Raw genomic sequence first — 16,049 nt, 5'->3', positions numbered from 1 at the left:
CACCGGCTGCAGCCGCTCCCACCGCACCGGCACCCGCAGCAGCCGCAGCCCCTTCGCCGCAAAGTACGCCGCCCCCTGATATCCCCCGGGATACAGGCTCGTCCGCACCCCCGAGTACGGATAGACATAGTCCCGTCCCAGCACCCCCGGCAGCGACGACGGCGTATACTCCGCCCCTGTCAGATTCACCCCGTACAGCTTCGGACCGGGCGAGGGGGTCCAAGGGACCGGCGCCGAGGCGAACGTCGGGGTCGGGTTGACGACGGGGATAGTGGTGGAGACGAAGGCGATCTCATCCACATAGACCGCTGTCTGCGCCCGGCCGCTTATCTCCTGCAGGAAGACGCGCGTCACCTGCTGGACAGGCGCCCCAAAGGCAGTAAGCGGGATCTGATAGAGCCGCCAGCCATCGGGAATAGGGTCACCCCCAAAGTCGACGAGGTTTGGCATCCTCGGTAGCTGATTGCCTGCCCCGTCGAGCAGGCCAACCCGAAAATGCTGGTCACGCGCGCCGGCACGCACGGCGAAGCGGAGGTGAGTCGCTCTCGAGACGTCGACGGGAGAGGAGCGGTGGAGGCTGAGGCCGGCATAGCCGGCAAAGTTGAGAAAGCTCACTGCCCGGCTGCCATGATAGACTGGGGCGGCAGTGTCGAAGCGAGCGGTTCCGCCCCACGACCAGTTCTCCCAGCCGGGCGCGAGCGCATCCTTGAACACGCTCACGACGACCCCGGTTTCAAGCGCGGAGCCAGCCGGCATCGACTCGGTGCTCTCACTCCGAGGCGCGCTCGGGGTGGCAGTCGGCACGGCTGAGGCGCTGCCCGAGGACGACGCCGGCGCAGGGAGAGGATTGTCGAACTGAATGTCAGCGACGGTCGCCTGCACGGTGCCGCGTCGGCGCCCTTCGGCCACCACCGTCAGCGCGTGCCGCCCATTGGGATAGGCGCGGCTATCGAGCGAAGCAACCCAGCCGTCGGATGCGCGATCGAACCGCATCGCGACCGGAGCGCCGTTGTCTACTCGGACAGTAGCGCTCGCGATCCCGCTCCCAGTCGCGCGCACCTGAAACATGCCGCGCACGGTGCTGCCAGCGCTCGGAGCAACGATCGTCACCGAGGGGGTTGCCAGCTGCTCGGCACCAGCGGCGCCGCTCACCTCTGCCTCGAGCGCGGCGAACGGCACAAAGACAGCCCCAGCGGCCGGGCCTTCAGCATAGCTTGCCAGCGGCGCGAAGACGAGCACGGCGGCAACAAGAAGCGATGGTATCCATCGGAGCGATGCACGAAAAGAAACTGCCCCAAAGGAAGAACGTGCCGAGCGATGATGATATCGACCCATCGAGCACCATCTGGCGAAGCGAGAATCCGTTCGTCCTCTTCGCGAGATGACGAACGGTCAACCTGCTGTCGCCAGTGATTTCGGCGCGCGATGGGGCGAGCTTGATGGTACCTTTGGTCGCCAAGATGGCCTATCCGGACTTCTTGACATCTTGCCGCGGAACATGGCACTCCACGGCCAAGCGCTGACGCAGGGCGTTCTTCAAGTGGGAAAGTCTTCCTAGCCCCAATCACCCGCTGGCTGAGCGATGATTCTCGCAGCGGGGGAAAGCGAAGCGACAGTCAGAAGCTTGTTGCTATCGGACAGCGGCGATGATGTTCTCGAGGGGATGACTGAAAGCAAAGAGATCATCCGGCGGGAGCACAAGGCTGCCGCGAACGAGGCGGGGAGTGCGGGCTGGGTCGAGCAGGCGGATCACCTCAACCGGACGCAGCAAGTCGATCGTGACCGGCGCGAGGCCGGACGCCCAGAGGAGAGTGAGTGGCTCCGTAGGGCTCGGATACCAGACGGCAAAAAAGCGGCCAGCATCGACGTATGCCGCCGGCCGGCGGTCGCCGACAAGCGCCATCAGGTTCTTGACCGCAAAGTACCCCGGCTTCGGCGTCAGGTCTGTGAAGACGAGGCCGTAATTGTCGTCTGGCCACGTCTTATCTGGTCCGTCGTCAGAGGCGTCGTACCAGACGACAAGGGGAAGACGCGCAACGTTAGCGGTGAGCATCACGCGAGCGGCATACGCGCCCTGCTCAGTGAGGCTCGGTCCGGGACTGAGCGGGTCGAGATGGGTGCTGTATCCCCACTCGGTGATAGCCACAGGGCGGCCCCGAACGAGGATCCGCGCCTTCGGCAGGTCATTCAGCACCGTCTCGGGCGGCTCCCAGCGGTAGGGCTGCACGGAGACGATGTCGACGTCGGAGCCAAGGTCAGCGGCGACCATGGCGCGCAGGTACGGCTCGTCAACGGTCGACAGCGAGCCGGCAATTACTCGGCCCGTCGGCTGCAGCGCCTTGATCGCGCGCGCCGTCTGGCGGACAAGCTGCGCATAGGCGACAGGGTCGCGGTCATTGAACCCCCAGACGGGATGATTGGGTTCGTTCCAGATCTCCCAAAACGCCGCGACGTCGTCGTAGCGCCGAACGCACTCTTGCGCATAGCGGACAAAGGCCGCGCGAGCCGTCTCGCTCGCCACGACATACTGCCCGTCATACAGCGGATTGCCGTAGCCCAGGGTCCAGCAGAACCGAAGACCATGCTTACGGCCGAAGTTGGCAACCTCGTCATACTCCTCGAAGGAGAAGACACCGCGCTCTCGCTCCATCCGGTGCCAGAGCAGGCCCCAGCGAGCAATCGGCACCCCAAGCTCACGGATGATCTCGAGATCGGACGGAAAGCGCCGGCCGAAGACCCCCACCATCGCGCGCAGCGGCAGCGCGCCGCGAATGGGCAGCCACTCGATGGAGACGCGCGGCGCGAGCCGCCCGTTGAGCATGCGCGCGAACGCAGGAGAGAGCTCCTGCAGGGCGATCGCGCTGCTCGCGGCAGCAAGCCCTCCCAGCGTGACCCCCGCAAGCGTGCGCAGCACGTCGCGGCGTGTCTGCTGCCTGATAGCAGTGACGGGCTGAAGCGGAGGTCGGACGTCACTCGACGGGGAAGGAGCGATTTCCACAGGCGGCCCCCACAACGGGAAGGAAGCAAACGAGCGACGCGCCCGCTTCCCGTACCCTCGCCGCGCGTCCCGCGCAGTTACTACTATATTCGGTTGCGCTCCGATTTCCCAAGAGCATGACGCGCCATCCCCCCTCGTCGCGCGCATGAGGCGGCGGCGCCCAGCACAGGTCGAGGGAGGGGTGACGAGAGAGCCAGCCCTCGGGCCGGACCGCAAGCCGTTTGACAATGGCGTCCACGTTCCGGCAGCGCCGGGCGTGGCTCTCGGCCAGCGTCCCGTCGACCACTACCCGAAACGGTCCGAGCAGGTTAAGCTACGCCGACGACCACCGCTCCTCTTCACCCACGCCCGACAGGCCGAGCGTAGCGGGTCTGCCGCCGCGACGCTGCACCATCGCGCCCGCTGGTGGTTCGGAGCGCCGCGGTCGATGTACGATGGAATATCAGCCAAAGGAGGAATTCGATGCCCGGTGCGCGGGCCGCGGTCATCGGCGCAGGAACGATGGGCGCCGAGATCGCGCAAGTTCTTGCTGAACACGAGGTGCCTGTCGTCCTCAAAGATGTCTCCCAAGACGTCCTCGACCGAGCGCTCCGTCACATTGAGCGCATCTTTCGGCGACGCGTCGACCGGGGTCGGCTCAGCAGCGAGGAGGCGCAGGCACGTCTCGCGCTCGTGCACCCGACCGTCCGCTACGATGATCTCGGCGACGCCGACATTGTCATCGAAGCGGTGCCGGAGCGGTTCGCACTCAAAGCAGCGGTGTTCAGCGAACTGGATCGCGTCTGCAAGCCGGAGGCGATCCTCGCTACCAATACGTCGTCCCTCTCTGTCAGCCGGCTGGCGATGGCGACAGGACGCCCGAGCAAAGTGCTCGGCTTCCACTTCTTCAATCCGGCGAGCGTGATGAAGCTGGTCGAGGTGATCGTCACTCCCTTCACCAGCGACGAGACCGCCGAGACCATGCTCGCCTTTGGGCGTCAGATCGGGAAGCTGCCGGTGCGGGTCAAGGAGTGTCCCGGCTTTCTCGTCAATCGCATCCTGTTTGCTGGGATCGCCGAAGGCATGCGCTACCAGCACGAGAACGACGCGACGATCGCCTCGGTCGATGCCGCCCTCCGCGAGAGAGCCGGCTTTCCGATGGGGCCGTTTCAGCTCGCCGACCTCGTGGGGCTCGATGTCGTGGCCGAGATCAGCGCGATCCTCGTCGAGGCGTACGGCGAGCGGTTTGCGCTCCCAGCAATCGTGCGGCAGCTGGTTGAGGAAGGTCAGCTCGGCGCGAAGAGCGGCGGCGGCTTTTACCGGCAGGATGGGCTTCCCATCGACCTCGGGACACAGCCGGCAGACCCGGATCAAGTCGTTCAGCAAGTGATGGCGGCAAGTTTCCTTGAAGCCTACCGCTGCCTTAACGAACGGGTCGCCCGCGCCGACGACATCGATCTCGCGATGCAAGCGGGAGCCGGCTGGTCGCAGGGGCCGCTGGCATGGGCCGAGCAGCTCGGGCTGAGCGCAGTTTCCGCTTTGCTCGGCACACTGGCGACGAAGCTCGGGGCTCGCTTCGCCCCGCCCGAGCACCTGATCGCGCTTGCCGAACGGGGAGGGTCGCTCCGGGAGGAGCCTGCTCCCGAGAAGACAAACTGAACCGGCAGCGGACAAGCCTGTCCAGCCGCACTGCCATCGGGCGCGCCGTCCACCCCCAGCGCCGGAGCGCGCGCTGCTAGGGGCGCGCGGGCAATGCAGCGAGATTCGCGCGGATGCGCTCGAGCACGTCACGGCAACGCGCGAGATCGTCAGGGTCGATCCCCTCGTAGAGCCGGGTTTCGAGAGCGCGCATCGCCTCGCGCACCTGAGCAAGGCGCGTCCGTCCCGCTTCGGTGAGGAAGACCATCGTATAGCGGTTGTCGGCGGGGTCGGGAACGCGGCGGATCAGCCCTTCCGCCTCGAGGTGCTTCGCGAGGCGCGTGACCGCCGCTCCATCGAGGTCGAAGAGCCGCTCGATCTCGGATTGGCTCACCCCTTCGCGCTGATGCGCGAGATAGAGCAGCCGGAGGGCATGAGCGTTCAAGCCGACCCACTCGCTCATGCGCTTGGGCAGGATAAACGCAAGACGGCCAAGAACAGCGCTGAGCGGCAAGACCGCAGGCGGAGGATCAAGGGGCTCAGTCACCATCGACCCTCCTTCGCTAGCGCGCCGGCGCTGCTTGGCGCGGCGCGAGCGGGACAGCGTTGGCTGTCGTCGCTGCCGGCCTCCCGCGCCGCAGCTGCGCATCCGGCAGGAAGAAGACAATCAGGGAGGCAAGCAGCCCGACGAGGAACATCGTGACGAAGGCGGCATCGAGACCTGAAATCAGGGCGATGCCGACCGCATCCACAACCTGCCGCGCAAGCGCCGGGTCGAGGTCCGCCGGCGGAGCGGCTGGCGCCGCGCCGCGCACGAGAAAATGCTGCGGGTCGGTCAACGCGCCGAGCACATCGGCGGGCAAGGCTGCCGCCGCCGGCGGGATCGCCCGCCCCAGCGTGGAGAGATAGACGGTCACAACAACCGTGCCAACCACAGCCGCTCCCATTGTTTGCCCGATGGAGCGAATGAGGGTCACCATCCCCGTTCCCGCGCCCATGCGGCTCATCGGAAGCGCGTTTTGGATCGCGACATTCAGCTGGGGCGTCATCATCGAAAACCCGGCGGAGAACAGCATGAGCGAGCCGATGAACCACCAGCGGTTCGCTTGGGGAGCGGTGAGCGCAAGGGAAAGCAGGCCGAGCGGCATCAGAACGCCTCCGATGAGCATCACCTGCCGGTAGCGCCCCCTCCGCGAGACAATCTGGCCGCCGATGACATTGAAGAGAAGCCCGGTCAAGATCTGCGGCAGCAGCGTGATCCCGGAAGCCGTCGGCGTGTCACCGAGAATAGCTTGGATATAGAGCGGCGAGTAGAGACTGGTCGCCACCATCAAAAAGCTGACGAGGAACGATGCCGCCGCGCCGACCGCTATCACGCGGTGCCGGAGCAAGTCGAGCGGGACGATCGGCTCGCGGGAACGGCGTTGCGTCCAGAAAAAAGCGACAAAGGCGAGCGCCGAGATCGCAAACAGCCCGAGCACCGCCGGGTCAAGCCAGCGCAAGCGCTCCCCTCCGGTCACGATGGCGAGCAGCAGCGCGGTTACCCCGAGGGTAAGCGTCATCGCCCCGCGGATATCGATCCGCCGCCAGCCGCCGGGCGCGGGGGCAGGCCGCCCCGGGAACCCAAGAGCAAGGATAGTCAGCACCACAAGGCAGAGCGGGATATTGACATAAAACACCCAGCGCCAAGAGAGTGTTTCGGTGAGAAAGCCGCCGATTGGCGGGCCGAGAACGATCGCTGTCGTGATCATTCCGAAGAACAGGCCCTGCCATTTCCCGCGTTCGGCGGGGGGAAAGATGTCTGCATTCGCGGCGAACACCAGCGAGAACAGCCCGCCCCCGGCAAGCCCTTGGATCGCGCGGAAAAGGATCAGCTGCTCCATTGTTTGGGCAAAGCCGCACAGCGCGCTCCCCGCAACAAAGCCGACGAGCGACACCATCAGCTGCCGCTTGCGCCCGTAGATGTCAGACAGTTTGCTCACAATTGGGACGACCGCCGTCGAGGCCAACAGGTACGCTGTCGCGACCCAGGAGTACTTATCGAAACCATTCAGGTCAGCCACGATGCGCGGCATCGCCGTCGCGACAATCGTGCCCTCGAGTGCAGCCAGAAACAATGTCAGCATTAAGCCCGCGACGATAACCGCCAGCCGTTTCCCGCCGATCGTCGCTTCGCCAAGATGCGGAGGATTCATCGGTTCCCCCCGAGAGGGAATGGGCGCCACTACCGTGGCGCCGATCAACGATTGATGGTATCAACTTTCTTTTCGGCCCGCAAGGGCAGCGCGGCAGAAGCAGCGCGTTCCCGACGCGCTCTCGAGCGAGAGCACAGCCGCGCGCGCCGAGCGCCAATCGTCCCGGCGGGGGAAAGGCGAGACGGTGTCAGAGCGGTGCTGCTCTTGCACGTTGAGGACGCGCAGGGGCTCCACCGCTCTCCCCACCGCTTCTCCGCCCGGTCTCGCTGCCCGCTCTCCGGCAACACAATCGCCATCACCAAATCCGGCGGGCCGAGCAGAAAGGTAGGCAGCCTCCGCTCGAGATGTTCGCGTCTCACCCCACGAGATCGGGCCGCCAGGCAGAGCGTTGACGGCGGACCAAGAAGCGAGAGCCGAACACTCGTCCGAGACTGCGCATCGCGACAAAGGCAAGGAGGAGCGAGGCGAGGAAGATATTCAGGGGTCGTTCTGCTCGCTTTCGGGGCTGGTCACGCTCACCTCGCCCTCAATCCATTCGGCGAGGGTGTCGTCGTCCGCCCACGCGAGCAACTGCGACCACGTCATCCGCCGCGCCTCCGCCGCTGTCCGCCCATGCGCCCTCCTTCTTCAGAGGAGAGAAGCGATTCGCGCTGCGATGCGCTAGGCGGCGCGCACCTCGATGCCCGCAAGCCGCAGCTGAGCCTTGACCTTGATCGGACAGTGGTCGCTGAAGTGAAAGAGGCTGCCGATCGCGACGGCCGCAGCGTGCCCTTCGCGGAACGCTGCGATCAGATGGTCTGACGAACCGGCGCCGCCGGAGGCGATGACCGGGATCGGGACGGCATCGGCAACTTGGCGGGTGATCTCGAGGTCGAACCCGCTCATCGTGCCGTCACGGTCGATCGAGGTGAGCAAGATCTCGCCTGCTCCGAGCTCAGCCGCACGGCGGCAGACATCGAGGACCTCGAGACCGGTGTCATGACGGCCGCCATGGGTGAACACCCGGGCCCGGTGCCCATCCCGCCGGAAGTCGACCGAGACCACAATACACTGCGATCCGAAGAGACGAGCCGCCTCATAGATGAGCGACGGCGTTTCGATCGCGGCGGTGTTGATCGCCACCTTGTCTGCCCCCGCCAGCAGCAGCGCGCGCACATCCTCGACTGTCCGCACGCCGCCGCCGACACAGAAGGGCATGAAGACTTCTTCCGCTGTCTTCGCGATGATGTCGAAGAGGAGGCCGCGGTTTGCCGCGCTCGCTTCGATATCGAGGAAGATCAGTTCGTCGGCGCCTTGGGCATCGTAGATCCTGGCGTTCGTCACCGGCGACCCGGTATCGCGCAGGTCGACGAAGCGCGTTCCTTTGACGGTACGCCCATTCTTGAGCAGCAGCTTGGGGATAATGCGCCGCTTCAGCATACCGGTTCCCACTCGAGAAAGTTCTCCAGCAGCCGCAATCCCACCGCTTGGCTCTTCTCGGGATGGAACTGGGTCGCGAAGATGTTGCGCGAGAGGATCGCCGCAGGAAACGGTCCGCCGTAGTCGCACGTTGCAGCGACAACCCTCGGGTCGTCCGGCACGAAGTGATAACTGTGAACGAAGTAGAAACAGGGCGCATGCCCAAGGCCGCGAAAGAGGGGCGACTCGATCTGCGGCGCAATCTCGTTCCAGCCAACATGCGGGATGCGCAGCCCCTCGCCGGCAAAACGCCGCACCACCCCGGGCACCCAGCCCAATCCTTCGTGGCGGCCAAACTCTTCGCCAAGCGTCGCCAGCACCTGCATCCCCAAGCAGATCCCGAGGAATGGCGTGCCCCGTTCGAGCACCAGTTCCGCAAGGACCGCGCGGAGCCCGCTGGCCTCCAAGTTCTTAACGCACTCGCCGAATGCGCCGACCCCGGGGAGCACGATCCGCTCGGCGGCGTACAGCTCTTCCGGGTCGCGCGTCACCCGCACCTCCGCGCCGACCAGCTCAAAAGCATGGCGGACGGAATGGAGATTGCCCATTCCGTAGTCGACGATGGCGATCATCAGTCGCGGACAGTCGCCGGCCGAATGAACTTGCCGTGATCCGGCAGCGGCGCTCCTCTGGGGATACGCCGGAGGTCCGGCTTCCATGGCGCAACGGTGTGCGTCAGCGCGATGCGGTGGAACGTCTCTTCGTCCATCTCAATCGCTTCCAGGAACAAGTCGAGGCTGGCCGGGCGCTTCCCGTCGTACTCTTCAGTCAGCCGCTCGGCGGTCGCGCGGTCAAGCCGCCCATTGCGGATATCGAGGCTGGTCAAGTGGGCGGTTCGTCCGTACCCTCGCTTCAAGTATTTGAGGTAGTCGCGAACGCCCTGCATGAAGCACTCGACCTTTTCGTAGTAGTACTGTTCGGGCACGCCTTCAACGACATTGCCCTCCCAGCCCAGCTCGCGACGGATGATCTCGGCTTGCTTCTTGACATCCCAGGGAAAGAATGAGCCGAGACAGACCGAGCGGACGCCGAGCTTGCGCAGCTCACGCAGCGGCGGGTAGCGGAACGGCTCCAGTTCGCGCGGCTCAACCCCTTCGATCATGCCGACCATATCGTCAGCGGTGATCCCAAGGTTGACGAAGCGGTTGAACCGCTTCTCATCCACCTCTTCGATGTCATCGTAGTCGAAGTAGGCTGTATATTCGGCGCTCGGCTCTCCCCAAATCAGCAGCGGCACCTGAAATCGGACTGCGATCTGCATCGGGAACGAGAAGATGCCCGTGTGACAATGCCAGCAGAAGTCGCCCTTGCGTTTCAGGCTTTCGAGCATCAGCTTCTGAACAACTTTCCAGTTCGGCCGGAAGGAGAGGAAATCGACGCCGAGCGTCTTCATGGTGCGGATGTTCTGCTCGACGAGCTTCGGGCGCAAGAAGCCGTGGTCAAATTGAACGACAAGCGGCTTGAGGTTGTATTCCCGCACGAGAAAGTAGAGCGTGAACGTGCTGTCCTTCCCGCCGCTGAAGGGCACGATACAGTCGTAGAGATACTTGCCGCGGACCCGCTCGATCAGCTCCTCGAATTGCGCCCGACGTGCCGCCCAGTCGATCTTCTCTCGCTTCTTCTCATGCGCTCGGCAGACATTGCAGACGCCTTCTTCGTCGAAGACGATGGTTTCGTGCGTTTCCGGGATCAGGCAGCGAGCGCAGCGACGCAGCATCGTTGTCATCGTCGGGCCTCCTTCGGTACCGTTCGGATTGGAATAGAAACGAGAACTGGCGCGTTCAGCCTCCCCAGCAGCCGCGCCAGCAGCACCCCCAACGCAGTCATTGCGCCCTCCGAACGCCAGCGCCTTCGCGGCGCCGGCCGCGCCCGCTCGCACGGTGCCGCGCCGCAAGCCATTTGAGCACTCCGGCATAGGCAGCAAGCGTCGCTTCAATCGCTTGATAGTCGTGCCACTTTGTCAGGAAGTGCCGCCCGCGGACGATCACCCCGTGCCGCGCCGCTGCTTGAGAGAACTGCGCAGCGAAGAGAAGGTCTTCCGCACCGTCCTCAGCGCGAAAGTGCAGGACGGCCGCGAGCGGATGACCGGAGACAGTGAGGCGATCGCCAAACCCTGCTTCGAACGCCAGCGCGCGCAGGCCGTCGTTCAAGCGCCGGCCAAGCCATTTCAGCTCCTCCGCGCGCGCAAAGTCGATCGCGGCGGGACCGAGGCTCTGGTTGTAGTCGAGGTAGGCAACGCCCTGCTCGTCGATAACATAGGGGCCCTCGGCGCGGACAAGCCGCCTAGGTAACGGGAAACGGCCCGCGCTCAGCTCAGCCTCGCGGTAGAGGGATCGGTAGTAGCCTTCGTTCGACACCGTGGTCGCCTGCAGCGAAAGCAGGTGCGGCTCGCGCTCGAGCAACGCGAGCACCTCGTTCAAGCCGAAGAGGGGGCGGCCGCCGAGGCGCGCGTAGACGGCGCGGACAAAGGTGAGGTCGTCCGCGCTATCGACACACCAGCGCAGCTGGCGCGGCGAGAGGTCGACCGCGTGCTCAACATTCTTGACCCGAAACCGCTCCGGATTGCGGAGATAGGGCGTCACGTGTTCCCGCTCGGACGGCTTGCGCGCCTCGCGATGCGCGCGCTCGAGCGCCGCGAACGAAAACACTTCGACGTCCAGTCCATCAGGGTAGGTGTAGCGCAGGGTGTTGGTGGTGTAGTCCGCTCCGCTCGCATGGTGAGCACGAACGACCGTGTCGATAACGGCAGGATCAATGAGCGGACAATCGCCAGTGATGCGGACGATCGTCTCGCCGCCGTAGTGGCAGGCTGCGCGATAGTAGCGGTCGAGCACGTCCTCAAGCGAGCCGCGGAAATAGGGAAGAGCGCAACGGGCAAGGAGAGCAGCGAGCGGGTCATCGTCGGCACGGTCGCTCGTAACGACGACAACGCGGTCGACGGTGGCAGCAGCACGAACGCGCTCGACGACGTGCAGGATCATCGGCCGGCCGCCGATGTCGGCGAGCACTTTGCCGGGCAGACGCGACGACGAGAGCCGCGCTTGAATCAAGGCGAGGGTGGTCATCCCACGCCTCGCCGGAGAAAACTGCACCGCAGGCTGACGCCAGTGCGGGAGCAGGCGCTGCCAGCCGCGAGACGGCCGCCCGCCCGGGCCTCGCTCGGTTGCGCCACACTCACTGGGGCGCAGCGCGAGGCAGCGCAGGCGCTTGGCAGGCCGGCGCAGCCAGCGGCAACTATCGAAAAACCGCCTGCTGCAAAAATGGTGGCATATCTCTCCTGTGCAATCAAGCCAGCCCCCGCTCGCCCTCGCCAGCGCTCGTGCTCTGCGTCCTTCACTCGCATCATGGCGTCATCCGCTCCTCAGGCAGCAAGCACCCGTTCCCACCGCGCAACGCGCGCCGCGACATCGGCATCGGTATAGCGATCCATCTCGTGCTTCCTTGTCGCCCAGAGCGGGTTCAGCCGGCTTTTCGCGCGCTCATCGATCTCGCGCTCGGTGAACGGGTCGCCTCCCTCACGCACGCGGCGCGGGATCCGCGGATCGTCGTAGTACGCCGCTGCCAAGACATTGGCCAGATTGAGGATGACGTCTCCCTGACTGAGCATCGTGTCGACCGCCCACTTCTGGAGCCACCGCCAGTCATCGTTGTCCACGCGGCCGAGCACGACCTGCATGAATTCGGCGAGGGTCCGCACCTTCGGCACGAGCTGATGCCAGGGATAGACCGTCGCTTCAGAGAACGGCAGCGGCCGCAGAAGATAGGTCGGCTTTCCCGCGACAGCGCTGTCGATCATCGTGGTGCTGAAGGAGGCGCAATTGGCATCGCAGGCGAGGATCCACTCCCGCACCGTGCCGTCTTTGATGAAATGGAGCTGAGGCGGTACTGGCCCTGCGGCAGCGATAAAGGCGTTGGTAAATTGGGCAAGCGGCACTACCGGATGCGGCCGGACGATGATCTCGACGTCCGCCTTTTCGGCCGCAAACTTCAGCCAGTGCGCGACTTCGCGGAGCGCGACAGCTGCCTGCTTGCGCGAGACCCGCACTTCGATGTCATTGGCGCCGGCGTAGACCATCGACTCGATGACCGGGTTTTCGACGAACGCCATGCTGAAGCTCTCGGGCATGAAGATCCAGCGCTTCGCGGGATCGAGCCCGAACCGCTCCGCAAGCTCCTCCCGCGACTCATAGAAGCGGCAGTACGGCTCTCGGTACAGCGCAAGCGCCGGGTTCCCATTCAGAATGATCCCGTCGGGCTGGGTGCCATGCGCTAGCAGAAATTCGACGAAGAACTCGCCCCACGCGAGATGCATCACGCGGTGACGCGCGAACTCATCCATCGGCCCGCAGACGTAGGCGCTCGTTTTGTCAAAGAACTGCTCGTAGTGCAGGTTGATGTAGATCGACTGCGGCCAAGCTGCGAGCGTCTGCCCGATTGAGTCATTGAAAGCCGAATAGGCATAGGGGATCGCGACGACCTTCGGCATTGCGATGTCATGGAGCGTCTCCGTGAGGCCGTGGACGATCGATCGGACAAAGACCGTCAGGCCAAACCTGCGCTCGATGAGATACTTGAGCGCCGTCGCGACATCCAACTCTCGCGCCACATGCTCGGTGAAGATGACAATGTCGGCGCGCTGCTTCGAGGTGACCACGCGTCGCTCCCCACTCCCAGGCTACTGATGATTTCGACTCGTCGCTCCCGCTCCGATAGAGGCAGAACGACGGCATGGAACGATAGGCAGCCCGCCAGAGAAAGCGAATGGGGAGAACGCCCTATTCCCTTTCGGGGAACCCCCTATGTTCCGCGCACCGGCCAGCGAAAAAGACTTGCCCCACCAGGGACGCCGCAGGTGCGGCCGGCGGGCGACGGAGCGCCCCCGAGACGAGGGAAAGGGATGAACGGAGACGAGCGGTCTGCCGCGCCACGAATCTCAGCAGTGATCGTGGCGCGCAATGCCGCCAAAACGATCGAAGCCTGTCTCGAAAGTGTTCGCTGGTGTGACGAGGTTATTGTCGTCGACCTCGCCTCAAGCGACGGCACCGCCGACCTTGCCGCGCGCTATGCCGACCGGGTCATCCCTTACCACCCGTACGACCATGAAGAGCCCGCCAAGGAGTTTGCCTTCGCGCAGGCGACCGGCGAGTGGATCTTCCATTTGAACCCCTGGGAGCGCTGCCCCGAGGCGCTGGCGAGCGTCCTCCGCCAAGCCGCCGCCCAGGACCCGCCCGTCAACGGGTTCAAGGTGCCGATCCAAACGACTGTGCTCGGTCATCGCTTCCAGCACACGGGGATCGACCCGCAGATGACCGAGTGGCGGTTCTTTCGGCCGACCACGGTTCGCCAGAGCGCGCGGCTGAACCGTTCCCCCACGCTCTTCGGGGTCGGCGCAGTGCTGAGCAGCGAGACGCACGATATCGCCATCCGGAGCGTGCTCTATCCAACTGTTGAGAACCTCTTTGCGGAGATCAATCGCCTGACGACGATCGAAGCGCGCCAAACCGTCGATCTCGGCGGCGCGGTCAACTGGTCGAACATGATCGCGGCAGCTGCGGCGGAATTTGTCTCGCGCTATCACGTCGCCGCGGGACATCAAGACGGGATGCCCGGCTTCCTGTTCAGCGCCGCCATGGCAGCCTACGCTTTCCTCACGACAGCGAAAGTGTGGGAGCTGCAGCGAGCCGCCGGCATCTCGGTCGATGAGGCGCCCCCCGACCTTGAGGCGGTGATCGGGGCGCTCAAGCACGGCGCAGCGGTGATGGGGGTCGGGGCTGAGCCGGCGCCGGCGGAAACGCCCGCCCCGGCGACGGAGTGGGGACGCCTCGGCACCGACTCGACCGTCGGGGAGGCGCGCTTCGTCCGCAATCCTGGCCGCATCCTGATCGGCGACCGGGTCGCGATCGGCGACGGGATCACGATCGATGTCATCACCGGCGAGCAAAACGAGCACGACTCGCTCGTCGCGATCGGCGATGACACAACGGTCGGCCGCAATGTCACGATCGTCGCCGCCAACCACGTTGTCATCGGCTGCGGGGTGCGGGTCGGCGACGACGTGGTCATCCGCGATTTCGACCCGACACCGGACGAAGCGGCGATTGCCCCCGGCTATGTTGTGATCGAAGAGCGGGCGGTCATCGGCAACGGCGCGACAATCGGTCCGAAAGTGCGCGTGGGCATGGGCGCCGTGGTCGAGGCGGGCGCCGTCGTGCGCGCCGATGTTCCTCCCTACACCCGGGTCACCGGCGACCCTGCTCGACGCACCGCGGTGTACGACCCTGCGCAAGACAAATGGCTGCCGGTTGAACCGGATCCTGCAGAATCGGAAGCCGCGACCGTGTCGATCGTGATCCCAGCTGCAGGAAGCGCAGAGCGGCTGCGCCTCGCGTTCCACGGCCTCCAGCAGGCAGCAGGCGAGATCCCCTTCGAGGTGATCTTCGTCGACCTTGCGGGCGACCGGTCGCTCGCCGACCAGCTTGCCGACCTGCCGGGCGAAGTGACTTTTATCCAGAACGAGGCCCCGGTCACGCTCGTTCACGCGGTCAACCAAGCGGCGACGATCGCCCGCGGAAAGTATCTCGCCGTCCTTCCGCCGGATCTTTTCCCGCTGCCGGGCTGGCTCGCTGAGCTTGTCGCAGCGGCGGAGGCGAACGCCGAGGCGGCAGTTGTTGCGTCTCGAGTGCTCCGCCACGACGGCGCGCCGCTCTCCGCCGGCGGGTGGATCCGCCCTGACGGCCGCGCTGTCCTGAACGTTCCGCGACCCCCGCGAATCGACCTCCCGCTGCTCGTCCACTTCGCGCCGGAAGACGGATGCCTCCTGCGGCTGGACCTCCTAGTTGCCGCGGAGGGGCTCGACGAGCGCTACCACACCAGCCGGGCAGCGTTCGCAGACTACGGCCTCCTCATGAAGGCGAGCGGCCGACGAGTCCTCTACGTTCCAACGGCAATCGCCGTCGACACCGATGTGACCGAACCGGCAGAAGCGCTGCTGGAGCAGGATCGCCGCTCCCTGCTGCTGAAATGGAGCGCTCTCGGAGGTTCAAGGGAAGAGCACGAAGAGGCGGCCTAGAGGGAGCCACGGCGCGGACGCGCTCGCTCCCGCGGAAGCCAACAACACCCAAGGCCAGAGCAGCGCCGTACCTCCTGTTCGGCGGAGGCGAGGCGCCAAAGCGGAGGAAAGGAAGAGGAGATGCGCATCAACACCAACGTCAACTCCATCAACGCCCAACGCAACCTCCAAGTATCAGGGTACGCCCTCTCGAAAGCGCTCGAGCGTCTCTCCTCCGGCAAGCGCGTCAACCGCGCCGGCGATGACGCCGCCGGCCTCGCCATCGGCCAGAAACTGCAGGCCCAAGTGCGCGGCCTCGGCCAAGCCATCCGCAACGCCCAAGACGGCATCTCCATGATCCAGACCGCCGAGGGCGCACTCGACGAGACCCAGAGCATCCTCCAGCGGATGCGCGAACTCGCCGTTCAGGCCGCCAACGGCTCCCTCTCCAGCGACGAGCGCAGCAAGATCACGGCCGAGTTCCAGAACCTGCAGCAGGAGATCACCCGCATCGCCCAGACCACCCAGTTCGGCGATACCTACCTGCTGAACGGCAACCTTGCCCAAACCACGACGAATGTTGGTTCCGACCTCGTCGCCTCTGCTGGCATCGCGGGGGTTCGCACCATCGGCGCCGTCGTCGCGACCGCCTACACCATCATCATCGCGAGCGCCGGCAGCAGCGCCACCCACAGCAACTACACTCTGACCGTGCTCCGCGGCAGCACCGGTT

12 protein-coding genes and 2 pseudogenes are annotated in these 16,049 nt (G+C 65.2%); 5 read left to right on the top strand and 9 right to left on the bottom strand.

Annotated elements, in window-relative coordinates; genetic code table 11:
* On the bottom strand, positions 1–1,239 hold a 1,239-nt coding region (locus NZ773_02975; GenBank protein ID MCS6800890.1), incomplete at its 3' end, for an Ig-like domain-containing protein.
* Between the two features lie 391 nt (positions 1,240–1,630).
* Positions 1,631–2,914 carry a hypothetical protein gene (locus tag NZ773_02970; GenBank protein MCS6800889.1) on the bottom strand — a complete coding sequence of 428 codons (1,284 nt, stop codon included), beginning with the start codon at positions 2,912–2,914 and terminating at the stop codon, positions 1,631–1,633.
* Positions 2,915–3,460: 546 nt separating this feature from the next.
* Between NZ773_02970 and NZ773_02965 the strand changes: the two genes are divergently transcribed.
* Entirely contained in the window at positions 3,461–4,636 is a 1,176-nt protein-coding gene (locus NZ773_02965) for a 3-hydroxyacyl-CoA dehydrogenase (GenBank protein MCS6800888.1), read from the top strand.
* A gap of 76 nt (positions 4,637–4,712) precedes the next feature.
* On the opposite strand, the gene NZ773_02960 is transcribed toward NZ773_02965, so the two are convergent.
* From NZ773_02960 to NZ773_02930, 7 genes are all read right to left on the bottom strand, one after another.
* On the bottom strand, positions 4,713–5,165 hold the full coding sequence (locus NZ773_02960; GenBank protein MCS6800887.1) for a MarR family transcriptional regulator: 453 nt from the start codon (positions 5,163–5,165) through the stop codon (positions 4,713–4,715).
* Positions 5,166–5,178: 13 nt separating this feature from the next.
* Positions 5,179–6,810, bottom strand: a complete 1,632-nt coding sequence (locus NZ773_02955; protein MCS6800886.1) for an MFS transporter — start codon at positions 6,808–6,810, stop codon at positions 5,179–5,181.
* A 660-nt stretch (positions 6,811–7,470) separates the two neighbouring features.
* Positions 7,471–8,229, bottom strand: a complete 759-nt coding sequence (hisF, locus tag NZ773_02950; GenBank protein ID MCS6800885.1) for an imidazole glycerol phosphate synthase subunit HisF — start codon at positions 8,227–8,229, stop codon at positions 7,471–7,473.
* On the bottom strand, positions 8,223–8,840 hold the full coding sequence (hisH, locus tag NZ773_02945; protein MCS6800884.1) for an imidazole glycerol phosphate synthase subunit HisH: 618 nt from the start codon (positions 8,838–8,840) through the stop codon (positions 8,223–8,225). Before hisH ends, hisF begins: the two co-directional genes overlap by 7 nt.
* On the bottom strand, positions 8,840–9,994 hold the full coding sequence (locus tag NZ773_02940) for an N-acetyl sugar amidotransferase (GenBank protein ID MCS6800883.1): 1,155 nt from the start codon (positions 9,992–9,994) through the stop codon (positions 8,840–8,842). Before NZ773_02940 ends, hisH begins: the two co-directional genes overlap by 1 nt.
* Before the next feature lie 97 nt (positions 9,995–10,091).
* Positions 10,092–11,333: an NTP transferase domain-containing protein gene (locus NZ773_02935; protein ID MCS6800882.1), complete on the bottom strand. Its 1,242-nt coding sequence runs from the start codon at positions 11,331–11,333 to the stop codon at positions 10,092–10,094.
* Between the two features lie 296 nt (positions 11,334–11,629).
* A complete protein-coding gene (locus NZ773_02930; GenBank protein ID MCS6800881.1) occupies positions 11,630–12,922 on the bottom strand; it encodes a hypothetical protein in 1,293 nt (430 codons plus the stop codon).
* Positions 12,923–13,165: 243 nt separating this feature from the next.
* On the opposite strand from NZ773_02930, the pseudogene NZ773_02925 reads away from it, so the two are divergent.
* The 4 genes and pseudogenes from NZ773_02925 to NZ773_02910 all read left to right on the top strand — a co-directional run.
* Positions 13,166–13,420 (top strand): annotated as a pseudogene (locus NZ773_02925) (glycosyltransferase).
* A gap of 606 nt (positions 13,421–14,026) precedes the next feature.
* Positions 14,027–14,527 (top strand): annotated as a pseudogene (locus NZ773_02920) (hypothetical protein).
* A gap of 9 nt (positions 14,528–14,536) precedes the next feature.
* On the top strand, positions 14,537–15,337 hold the full coding sequence (locus NZ773_02915) for a glycosyltransferase (protein ID MCS6800880.1): 801 nt from the start codon (positions 14,537–14,539) through the stop codon (positions 15,335–15,337).
* Positions 15,338–15,457: 120 nt separating this feature from the next.
* Positions 15,458–16,049 (top strand): flagellin (locus tag NZ773_02910; protein MCS6800879.1); only part of this gene is annotated, 592 nt, incomplete at its 3' end.

Source organism: Dehalococcoidia bacterium, from assembly GCA_025054935.1.
Lineage (GTDB): Bacteria > Chloroflexota > Dehalococcoidia > SpSt-223 > SpSt-223 > JANWZD01.
This window is presented reverse-complemented; position numbering and strand designations above follow the sequence as displayed.

What these genes read in the sequence shown, in the direction of transcription:
- NZ773_02940 (MCS6800883.1), bottom strand. Translation starts at nt 9,994, where the DNA reads ATGACAACGATGCTGCGTCGCTGCGCTCGCTGCCTGATCCCGGAAACG.
- hisF (MCS6800885.1), bottom strand. Translation starts at nt 8,229, where the DNA reads ATGCTGAAGCGGCGCATTATCCCCAAGCTGCTGCTCAAGAATGGGCGT.
- NZ773_02935 (MCS6800882.1), bottom strand. Translation starts at nt 11,333, where the DNA reads ATGACCACCCTCGCCTTGATTCAAGCGCGGCTCTCGTCGTCGCGTCTG.
- hisH (MCS6800884.1), bottom strand. Translation starts at nt 8,840, where the DNA reads ATGATCGCCATCGTCGACTACGGAATGGGCAATCTCCATTCCGTCCGC.
- NZ773_02955 (MCS6800886.1), bottom strand. Translation starts at nt 6,810, where the DNA reads ATGAATCCTCCGCATCTTGGCGAAGCGACGATCGGCGGGAAACGGCTG.
- NZ773_02965 (MCS6800888.1), top strand. Translation starts at nt 3,461, where the DNA reads ATGCCCGGTGCGCGGGCCGCGGTCATCGGCGCAGGAACGATGGGCGCC.
- NZ773_02960 (MCS6800887.1), bottom strand. Translation starts at nt 5,165, where the DNA reads ATGGTGACTGAGCCCCTTGATCCTCCGCCTGCGGTCTTGCCGCTCAGC.